The organism is Streptomyces sp. NBC_01808 (assembly GCF_035917395.1).
Lineage (GTDB): Bacteria > Actinomycetota > Actinomycetes > Streptomycetales > Streptomycetaceae > Streptomyces.
Genome location: NZ_CP109072.1, coordinates 8031661 through 8041773, shown reverse-complemented (window position 1 = coordinate 8041773; position 10113 = coordinate 8031661). Strand labels below are relative to the sequence as shown.

Below are 10113 nucleotides of genomic sequence, written 5' to 3'. Positions count from 1 at the left end.
CACCATGCTCGGAAGAGGCGCGGCGGCCGGGGGAGCACTCGCGCTGGGTCCGCTGCTGGCGGGTGAGGCGTTCGCGGCCACGTCCGGGGCGCCGTCCGCGGCGAACCCGGGCCAGGGCCCCGCCGAGGACGTCTACGGCCGCATCGGGGTCCGTCCGCTGATCAACGCGCGGGGAACGTACACCGTGCTCAGCGGCTCGCTGATACTGCCCGAGGTGCGGGACGCGATCGACGCGGCGGCGCGGCAGTACGTACAGCTCGACGAGCTGGCCGACGCCGTCGGCCGCCGTATCGGCGAGCTCACCAAGACGGAGTTCGGGCTGGTCAGCGCCGGCTGTTCGGCGGGGCTCACGCACGCGGCGGCGGCGTGTACCGCCGGCGGCAACCCGGACCTGCACGTCAACATCCCGGACCTGACCGGGTTCCAGAAGACCGAGGCGATCATCCCGCGGCACTCGCGGAACGTGTACGAGGCCGCGATCACCGCGGTGGGCCTCAAGGTCGTCCAGGTCGAGACGAAGGAGGAGCTGGAGGCCGCCATCGGCCCGCAGACCGCGCTGGTCTACATCATGGCCGGGCCGCGGGTGGACGACAGCGAGCTGGACACCGAGACGATCGCGTCGGTGACCAAGCCCGCCGGGGTCCCGCTGCTGGTCGACGCGGCCGCGGAGATCCTCACCATCCCCAACGTGCACATCGAGCGCGGCGCCGACCTCGTCGGCTACAGCGGCGGCAAGTGCATGCGGGGCCCGCAGTCGGCCGGTCTGATCCTGGGCCGCGAGGACCTCGTACGGGCCGCGTGGGTGCACAGCGCCCCGCACCACGGCTACGCGCGCGGCTTCAAGGTCGGCAAGGAAGAGGCCATGGGCATGCTCGCGGCCGTCGAGATGTGGGTCCAGCGCGACCACGACGCCGAATACGCCGAGTGGACGGGCTGGCTCAAGCAGATCTCCCGCCGGGTGTCGTCGGTGAGCGGTGTGACCACCGAGATCACCCAGCCCGAGGGGCTGTCGAACCGGACGCCTTCGCTGCGCATCCTGTGGAGCGCCAAGCGCATGGAGGTCACCGGCAGCACCATCGTGAACGCGATGTGGAACGGCGAGCCGCGCATCGCGCTCAACGCCGCCGGCGGCTCCGACCCGGACCAGACCGGCGTCTCCATCACGCCGTACATGATGGAGCCCGAGGACTGGCGGACCATCGCCGACGAACTCGTCCGGATGCTGCGCGACCCGCCGCCCGCGCCGGAGTCGCCCAAGCCGCCGACGGTGGACGTGGCCGGCACCTGGTCCGTGGAGATCACGTACGCCGCGGGCACGTCGAGCGCACACAAGCTCGAACTGGCCCAGGACGGCGCGAAGGTCACCGGCACGCACGCCGGCGAGTTCGTCAGCCGGCCGGCCTCGGGCAGCGTCAGCGACAAGCAGGTCACGGTGCGCAGCAACTACGGCGAGGAGCACGGCGACTCGCTGAGCTACACCTTCACCGGCACCGTCGACGGCGACAAGATCAGCGGCGAACTCGACATGGGCGAGTACCTGAAGGGCTCCTGGACCGCGACCCGGTCCTGACGGCCGGCGCGCGCCGGCCGGCCAGCCGCGGCCGGCGCGCGCCGACCCATATCCCCACATGTCATGCACCGAACATTCACCAAGGAGTAACCGCATGTCCTCCAACCGCAGGGACTTCATCCGCAAGGCGGCCCCGGTGGCCGCGGTGGCCGCCGTGCCGGTGGTCGCGGGCGGCCAGGCGATGGCCAGCGACAACGACCAGAGCACGGGCCACGGCCGACCGCCCCGCAAGGAGGTCCACTACCCCGGCGGCGGCGAGCCGCCGGAGAACCCGCTGTTCAGCCCGATCGTGACCTACGGCAACATGGTCTTCATCTCGGGTATCGGCGCGCACTTCGAGGGCGACATCCGCTCCCACACCGACCACGTGCTCAACGAGATCGAGCGCTACCTGGAGTCGGTCGGCTCGTCCATGGAGAAGGTCCTCAAGGTCAACGTCTACCTCAACACCCTGGACGACTACGCCGGGATGAACGAGGTCTTCCTCGGCCGCTGGGGCAAGGAGCCGGGCGTGCGCACCACCATCGCCGCCGCCGCCGGCATCCCCGGCGACTCCCTGGTCGAGATCGACTGCATCGCCGTCATCTGACGATCCGTAGCGCACGCGCCACCACCTGACACAGAGATGGGGAATCGAGCCGGCATGCACGTGAGATCGCGAGTTTCCTGGACGGTACTTCCCGCGGCGCTGACCCTCGTACTGGGCGCCTCCACCGTCGGCGCCACGGCGCCCGCGGGCGCCCAGGCCGAGGGGAAGGACGAGGGCGTCGCGTACGACCTCGTCATCAGGCGGGGTCACGTCATCGACCCGAAGAACGACATCGACGGCGTGCGTGACGTCGCCGTCAAGGACGGCAAGATCGCCAAGGTGGCGCCGAGCATCGACGCCTCGGGTGCGAAGAAGACGGTCGACGCGCGTGGCAACTACGTCACCCCCGGCCTGATCGACATGCACGCGCACATGTTCCCGGGCCCGAAGCAGGACTACGCCAACGGCTGGAACGGCGTGGCCCCCGACGGCTTCACCCTCCGGGCGGGCGTCACCACGGCCGTGGACACCGGCTCGGCGGGCGCGAGCAACTTCGACCAGTTCAAGACCGAGGTCATCGACAAGTCCAAGACCCGGGTGCTGTCCTTCCTGAACATCGTCGGCAAGGGCATGGCCGGCCACCCGTACGAGCAGGACCTCGCGGACATGAAGCCCGGGCCCGCGGCCGAGGTGGCCAAGGCGAACCCGGGGACCATCGTCGGCATCAAGACGGCGCACTACAACGGCCCCGAGTGGGACCCGGTGGAGAACTCCCTCGCGGCGGGCGAGGAAGCCGGCATCCCGGTCATGGTCGACTTCGGCGCGAACACGCCGGAGCGCCCGCTGTCGCAACTGCTCAACGAGAAGCTGCGGCCCGGCGACGTCTACTCGCACATGTTCTCCGGGCTCCGCGGCGAGCTGGGCAAGGACGGCAAGCTCAACCCGGCCATGCAGCAGGGCCGCGACCGCGGCGTCGTCTTCGAGGTCGGCCACGGCGGCGGCAGCTTCTCCTGGGACGTGGCTGTGCCCGGGATGAAGGAGGGCTTCACGCCCGACGTCATCTCCACCGACCTGCACATCTCCAGCATGAACAGCGGCATGAAGGACATGTCGAACGTCATGTCGAAGTTCCTGACGCTCGGTATGCCGCTGAAGGACGTCGTCGAGGCGTCCACCTGGACGCCGGCCCAGACCATCCAGCGGCCCGACCTCGGCAACCTGTCGGTCGGGGCGCCCGCGGACATCTCCGTCTTCGCGCTGGAGCGCGGCACGTTCGGCTACACAGACAGCTTCGGCTGGCGGATCGACGGCAACCAGAAGCTGGTCGCCGAGACCACCTTCCGCGCCGGCCAGGCCGTCTGGGACCTCAACGGCAAGGCCGCGAACGAGTGGTACCCGGGGGCGAACCCCCCGAAGGCCAGCGCGGCCGAGGACCACGAGCACCAGTAAGGAACCACCCCTCCCCGCCCCGGAGGGCGTCCCGGCCGGCCCAAGCCGGGACGCCCTCCGGGGCTCCGCGCTGCCGGGACCGTCCGCACCGCGGGTTCAACGCCCGTTCGCCGGGCGGGTCTTGACCTTGATCCGGGGCGCGCCAACACTGCACGGATGTCTTCCACCTCTCCCCTGCACCCCCGTCACGGGCGCCCGGGCAGACCCGTGCGGCCCACCCGCCCCAGCAGACGCCACGTGCTCCGGCTCACCGGTGCCCTCGCCGGGATGGCCGCGGCCGCGCAGTTCACGCCGGCGCCCGCCAGCGCCGCGCCCCGGTACCACGACAACCCCTTCACCCTCGGCGTCGCCTCCGGCGAGCCGCTGCCGCACGGCGTCGTGCTGTGGACCCGGCTGGCTCCGGTGCCGCTGGCCGAGGACGGCCTCGGCGGGATGCCGCCGCAGGACGTGGCGGTGCGCTGGGAGGTCGCGGAGGACCCCGGGATGCGCCGGGTGGTACGCCGCGGTACGGCCGCCGCCAAGCAGGACTTCGCCCACTCCGTCCACGTCGAGGTGACGGGGCTGCGGCCCGGGCGCGAGTACTGGTACCGCTTCCGCACGGGCGGCGAGCTGAGCCCGGTGGGCCGGACGAAGACCGCGCCGACGGCCGGTTCGCTGACCCCCATGACGCTCGCGTTCGCCACCTGCCAGAGCTGGTCGGACGGCTTCTACACCGCCTACCGCCACCTCGCGGCGCAGGACGTCGACCTGATCGCGCACCTCGGGGACTACATCTACGAGTACCCGGTGGGCCGCACCAGCGGCCCCCGCGGCACCGACCTGTCCGCCGCGCACAACGCCGAGACCCTGACGCTGGACCAGTACCGGCTGCGCTACGCGCTCTACCGCACCGACCCCGACCTCCAGGCCGCGCACGCCGCCGCCCCGTGGATCGTCACCGTCGACGACCACGACGTGGAGGACAACTGGTCCGGCGAGACGTCCTTCAGCGGCGCCTCCCCCGAGGACCTGCTCCGCCGCCGCGCCGCCGCCTTCCGCGCGTACTACGAGCACCTCCCGCTGCGCGCCTCCTCGCTGCCGCAGGGCCCGGACATGCGGCTGCACCGCACCCTCGACTACGGCCGGCTGGCCCGCTTCCACGTCCTGGACGCCCGGCAGTTCCGCGACCCCATCGACATCACCCGCCGCGACGACCCGGCCCGCTCCATGCTCGGCGCCGCGCAGGAGCGCTGGCTGCTCGACGGCCTCGCGGACTCCGGCGCCGTCTGGAACGTCCTCACCCAGCAGGTGCTGATGATGCAGCTCGACCGGCTCACCGACCCCGGGCTCCAGCAGCTCAACGGCGACGCCTGGGACGGCTACACCGCCACCCGCGGCCGCCTCCTCGCGGGCATCGCCGAGCGGCGCGTGGCCAACCCGGTCGTCCTCACCGGCGACATGCACGTCAACATGGCCGGCACCGTCAAGCGGGACTTCGCCGACCCCTCCTCCCCCGCCGTGGCACCGGAGTTCGTGACCACCTCGATCACCTCCGGCGGCAACGGGGCCGACAGCAGCCCGCAGGCCGAGGAGTGGCTGGCGGCCAACCCGCACCTGACGTTCTACAACGGCCAGCGCGGCTACGTCCGCTGCACCGTCTCCCCCGGCGAGTGGCGCGCGGACTACCTCGTCGTGGACAAGGTCTCCGTGCCGGACGGCGCGGTGAGCACCCGCCGTTCGTTCGTCGTGGAAGCCGGCCGGCCCGAGCTCCAGGAGGCGTGAGCATGCACCCGATACGCAGAAGGGCCGGCGCCGCCGTCGCCGCGCTGGCCGCGTTCGCCGCCCTGTCGCCGCTCACCGCGCCCGCCGCCCCGGCGGGCGCCGCGGCGCGGGAGCCGGTGGCGGCCGGAGAACTGCTGGTCGTGCAGGCCAGCCTCCAGGAGGCGGTACGTCCCGCCGACGCGGCCGAGACCGCCGACCTCGACACCTTCGTCGACCGCCTCACCGCCGCCGCCCCGGCCCCGCCGGACGCGCTGCTGCTCACCGAGGTGCTGGGCCCCGGCGCCCGGCACGTCGCCGCGCAGCTCGGCCGCGCCACCGGCCAGCGCTACCGCGTCGCCGTCGCCCCCGGCGACAGCCCGTACCTGCCGGACGGCGCGGTGCGGGAGTCGGCGATCGTCGTCAACGCCGACACCGTACGGACCGTCGGCACCCCCGGCTTCCACCGGGTGCAGAGCGAGGACCAGGCGTACGCCGTCGTGGAGACCCGCGCCCACCCGGTCCTGCGGGCGCCGCTGGTCAGCGCGCACGTCGCCGGCAGCCCGGCGCCGGCCGCCGAGGCGCTCGCCGGCTTCCTCGCCGAGCGCCACCCGGCGCAGGCCGGTACGCCGCAGGTCGACGTGCTCGGCGGCGACTTCCGCGCCGGCCGCTGTGCGGAGCCGGTGGCGTACCTGGCGATCGGCTGCGCGCCGGCCCCGTTCTGGGACGCCCTGACCGCGCAGCGGGCGTACCGCGACACGGCGTACGAGCGCGGGGCCGAGCCCTGGTCGGCGTACCGCACCTACCTCTTCGCCCGCGGCGACGTACGCGACGGCTACGTCGACGCCGCCTACCGGCAGGAGCTGCCCGACGCGCGGGCGTGCAAGGAGGCGTTCGACCGCGGCGAGGGCGCGAGCGCGCCGCCGGAGTGCCGCGGCACGTACTACGCCGACCAGCCCTTCTCCTTCGCGCGGCTCGCCGCCCCGCCGCCGACCGCGACCGCCGTGGTCCCGGGCCGGGCCGAGATGTCGCGCTGCGAGCTGGGCGAGCGGGTCGGCGACGCGGTGGCCCGGGTCGCCAACTACACCGCGGAACCGGTCACCCGCGAGGTCACGGCGGCGGCCGACGCGCCGCTGTCCGTATCGCCGGCCGCCGCGACGCTCCAGGTGCCCGCGGGGCAGGCGCGGGCCGCGCGGATCTCCCTGACCGCCGCCGCGGACACCCCGCCGGGCGAGTACCCGGTGCGCGTCCGGGTCGGGGACGAGGCGTTCACGGTGCCGGTCACCGTCACCCCGGAGTGCACGGAGCCGCGGGTGTACGCCACGAGCTGGCACTCCGGCTCGGAGCCCGAGCGCGCGGTGGACGGCGACCCGAACACCTTCTGGCACTCGGAGTACGTCCCCGTCACGCCGCTGCCGCAGTCGCTGACGCTGAACCTGGGCGCGGTCCGGCAGGTGGACCGGGTGACGTACCAGCCGCGGATCGACGGCAACCTCAACGGCACGATCCTGCAGTACAAGGTGTACGTCTCCGCCGACGGCCGGGAGTTCACCGAGGTCGCCGCCGGCACCTGGGACCGGGACGCGCGGCTGAAGACGGCCTCCTTCGCGGCGGCCGACGCCCGGTACGTACGCCTGGAGGCGCACACGGCCAGCGGCGGAAGCTACGCCTCCGCCGCCGAGGTCGCCGCCGGGTGAAGGAGGGTCAGGCGGTGCCGCGGAAGGCGCGCAGCACCGCCTGGCCCTTGGCGTTCTCCGCGACCACGTAGACCGTGCTGCCGTCCCAGGCGTACGTGGCCGTGGACGGCGAGCCCATCGACTCGCCCTTGACCGCCAGCGCGCCGATGACCTTCGGCTTGCCGCTGCGCACGTCGTACTCCGTGAGCTCCAGGTGGAAGCCCTCCTCGGGCTTCGCGCTGGCGATGAGCCGGCCGTCGGTGGCGTCGTAGCCGATCATCTGGAGCCAGGCGCTCTTCGGCGTCTTCCACAGCAGTTCGCCGGACTTCAGGTCCACGGCGGCGAAGTGGACGTTGTCCCCGTACTCGGCGACGAGCACCCCGTCCTCGGTGACGAAGGTGGTGTGCTCCTCGAACTGCAGCTCGGCGAGGGCGCCGGTGAGGGGTACCAGCTTGCCCTCCCCGCCGTCGTCGGTGAAGGACTGCACGAACCTGTTCTCGTCGTCGTCCTGGAGCAGCACGGTCAGCGGGTTCTCGCCCAGGACGCGCTGGACGTCGAGGTCCACGCCGGGGAACCGCCACGGGTCCTCCCCGCCGCGGGTGTCGAGGACGGTGAGCTGGTGGCGCGGGGAGACGTCGGTGCATTCGCTGCTGCCGACGGCGTGCTCGTCGCCGAGGACGAGGGAGGAGTCGCACTCCCGGCCGCGGGAGGTGAAGTCCAGGCCGGGGCCGCCGCCCTTGGAGTTCCAGTTGTTGACGTAGGTGCCGATGGTGGTGCTGATGGTGGAGTCGTTGACGGTGAGCACAGGGTTGGTGGTGCCGTACTCGTCGGCGAGGTTCTCCGACCACAGCACGGTGCCGGTGTCGACCTCGACGGCCGCGAGGTACGCGCAGTCGTCGCCGCCGGCGTCGAAGGCGACGGCGCCGATGCCGCCGGGGCTGATGCGGCGGGACATGGCGCACAGCTCGCCGGCGCGCTTCGGCGGCTTCACCCGCCACTTCTCCTTGCCGGAGCCTACGTCGTACGCGCGCATGCCACCGTCCTCGTCGCCGTAGACGACGTGGTCGCCGGCCGTCCACATCCCGGGCAGGCTGCTGGAGTCGCCGCCGGCGACGTGGCTGCCCTCCAGCGGTGTGGACCACAGTTGCTCCAGCGCGTTCGCGGGCAGTTCGTCCTGCGCGCTGCTTCCGCCACCGCCGTCGTCGCCGCCGGAGAGGAAGACGACCGCGGCGCCGCCGCCGAGCACCGCGAGGACGAGGAGCACCGACAGCACGATGCCGACGGCCTTCTTGCCGCCGCCGGAGCCGGGCGGGGGCGGCGCGGGGTACGCGTACGGGGGCGGGGCGGCCGGCCCGGGCTGCGCCGGCATGCCGGGCGCGGCCATGGGCTGGGGGTGCTGCGGCGGTCCGTACGGTCCGCCGGCCGGCTGCTGCGGCGGGACGGGGGGCGGTCCCGCGGGCGGGGGTCCCGCGGGCGGGGGTCCCGGCGGCGGTGCCGGCGTTCCGGGCGGCACACCGGGGCCGTTCGTCGGCGGTGGTCCGAAGCCGCCCGCCTGCCCGTTCTGCCCGTACTCGTCAGCCACGCTGCATCCCCCCGCCGCGCTCCGCCGGCGTCCTCCGCCGATCGGCGCCCCATCGTAGGGGCCCGCCCGGCGGCGTACACGCCGGACCCCGAAAGCCCGGCTCGGCGTCAACGGCCGTGCCGGGCAGGCGAGTTCGAACGGGCCGGGCCGGGCCGCCGGGACGCGGCACGGCCTGAGGGCACACCCCCAGGGCCCCTCCGGCCGCCTGCCGCCGCGGCGTCTTCATCCCCTTCTCTGCCGGTTCTCTGCCGGTCCGCGCAGTGCCGCAGTGGCCGGCGGTGACGAAGCCGCTCCGGCCGCCGCGGTTGACGGAGAAGCCGACGGAACAGCGGCTGCCGCTGCCGATGTAGTAAGCGTCGCCGCCGACGATGTCCGCGTAGGTACGGGGCTTCTCGTCGGACCGCTGGACCTTCAGCAGGCTCGCGTCGACCCCGGCCGCGGCGGCGAAGCGCTCGGCCGCGGCGGGCCTGGAGGTGTGCAGGACGACGCGGTTGGCGGTGGTGTCCACGTACCAGACGGGCACGTGGGCGGGCGAGGAGCGCTCGGCGACCCGGTCGAGGTCGGCCTTGGACGCGTCCAGCTCGGCGAGGCTGTGGTCGACGACCTTCGCCCGGGCGCCCTCGTCGGCGATCTTCCGCGCCTCGGTGGAGTCGGTCGTCGCCACCACGACCTCGGCGGAGGTCTTGCCCGACACCCACGCTCCCCCGTCACTGCGGTGCAGCGACAGCCGCAGCGTGCCGGCGACGGCGCCGGCCTCGCTCTCGTTGGCCAGCCGTCTCTCGGCCTGATCCGCGGTGAGGCCGAGATCCCGCTGCATCGCCTTGAGCAGGCCCGGGGAGTACTGCCCCGAGGCCGAGTCGGGCGTGCCAGGGGAATCGGACCAGTTCGAGCACGCCGGGCAGCAGCACCCGGGCGCGGTCGGGGACGAGCTCGCCGAGCGCCGTGGGGCGCACGCCGTGCCTGCCTCGGTCGAAGAGCGGGCCGCCGAGTGCGCGCTCGATGCGCTTCAACTGTGCGCTCAGCGCGGGCTGGGCGAGCCCGAGCGCGGTGGCGGCCCGGGTGAGGCTGCCCTCCTCGGCGATGGCCCGAATGGTCTTCAGGTGCCGCAACTCCAGGTCCATGCGGTCAGCTTGCGGTCCTGCGGCGGCCCCGGCAACCTTTTGGTCCGGACCAATGTCGAGGAGGGTGAACACGAGGTGTCCGCAGACCCCGTCCCCATGCACCGGCTGGAGGTCCCCGCCCCGGAGGCCCTCCCCTTCGCCCTCGGGTCGTTCGACTCGATCGGCCCGCTGTCCCGCGCCGGCTTCCCGCACCGGCACACGTTCCACGAGATCGTCTACGTCCGCGCCGGCCGCGGGCACCACGTGGTCGACCAGCGCAGATGGCCGATCACCCCGCCCCACCTGGGCCGGTGACACCGTCACGTACGGCGGCGTGACCTACCGCTGCCTCCAGGCGCACAGGGCCTCCCCCGGCTGGGAGCCGCCGAACGTACCCGCCCTCCGGCAGGCCGCCTGAGAGCCGCGGCCCGTCCGCGATCCGGCCGGGCCGCACCCAGACCCGCGCCGCC

The 10113-nt window shown here is 73.5% G+C and carries 8 protein-coding genes and 2 pseudogenes; 7 read left to right on the top strand and 3 right to left on the bottom strand.

From position 1 onward, the window contains the following. The first annotated feature begins 4 nt into the window (after positions 1-4). The 5 genes from OG946_RS35195 (at position 5) to OG946_RS35175 (ending at position 6982) form a co-directional block, all read left to right on the top strand. Entirely contained in the window at positions 5-1570 is a 1566-nt protein-coding gene (locus OG946_RS35195) for an aminotransferase class V-fold PLP-dependent enzyme (protein WP_326799983.1), read from the top strand. Between the two features lie 94 nt (positions 1571-1664). Then, positions 1665-2159: a RidA family protein gene (locus OG946_RS35190; RefSeq protein ID WP_326799982.1), complete on the top strand. Its 495-nt coding sequence runs from the start codon at positions 1665-1667 to the stop codon at positions 2157-2159. A gap of 54 nt (positions 2160-2213) precedes the next feature. Further along, complete coding sequence (locus OG946_RS35185) at positions 2214-3548, top strand: amidohydrolase/deacetylase family metallohydrolase (RefSeq protein ID WP_326799981.1); 1335 nt, start codon at positions 2214-2216, stop codon at positions 3546-3548. A gap of 237 nt (positions 3549-3785) precedes the next feature. Next, positions 3786-5309 (top strand): alkaline phosphatase D family protein, encoded by a 1524-nt coding sequence (locus OG946_RS35180; protein WP_326799980.1) that lies wholly within the window; start codon positions 3786-3788, stop codon positions 5307-5309. Positions 5310-5311: 2 nt separating this feature from the next. Beyond that, the gene (locus tag OG946_RS35175) at positions 5312-6982 is read left to right on the top strand and encodes a discoidin domain-containing protein (protein ID WP_326799979.1); all 1671 of its coding nucleotides are present in this window, start codon (positions 5312-5314) and stop codon (positions 6980-6982) included. A 7-nt stretch (positions 6983-6989) separates the two neighbouring features. On the opposite strand, the gene OG946_RS35170 is transcribed toward OG946_RS35175, so the two are convergent. The 3 genes and pseudogenes from OG946_RS35170 to OG946_RS35160 form a co-directional block, all read right to left on the bottom strand. Beyond that, positions 6990-8543: an outer membrane protein assembly factor BamB family protein gene (locus OG946_RS35170; protein WP_326799978.1), complete on the bottom strand. Its 1554-nt coding sequence runs from the start codon at positions 8541-8543 to the stop codon at positions 6990-6992. Continuing rightward, entirely contained in the window at positions 8536-9360 is an 825-nt protein-coding gene (locus OG946_RS35165; protein WP_326799977.1) for an alpha-lytic protease prodomain-containing protein, read from the bottom strand. The genes OG946_RS35170 and OG946_RS35165 overlap by 8 nt, the downstream gene beginning before the upstream one ends. A 64-nt stretch (positions 9361-9424) precedes the next feature. Continuing rightward, positions 9425-9664, bottom strand: a pseudogene (locus OG946_RS35160) (LysR family transcriptional regulator); the annotation flags it as partial. 96 nt (positions 9665-9760) lie between these two features. Here OG946_RS35160 and OG946_RS35155 point away from each other — a divergent pair. Further along, a pseudogene (locus OG946_RS35155) lies at positions 9761-9952 on the top strand (AraC family ligand binding domain-containing protein); the annotation flags it as partial. 25 nt (positions 9953-9977) lie between these two features. After that, positions 9978-10061, top strand: coding sequence for a carbohydrate-binding protein (locus OG946_RS35150; RefSeq protein ID WP_442814661.1), 84 nt, complete (start codon positions 9978-9980; stop codon positions 10059-10061). Positions 10062-10113 lie beyond the last annotated feature (52 nt).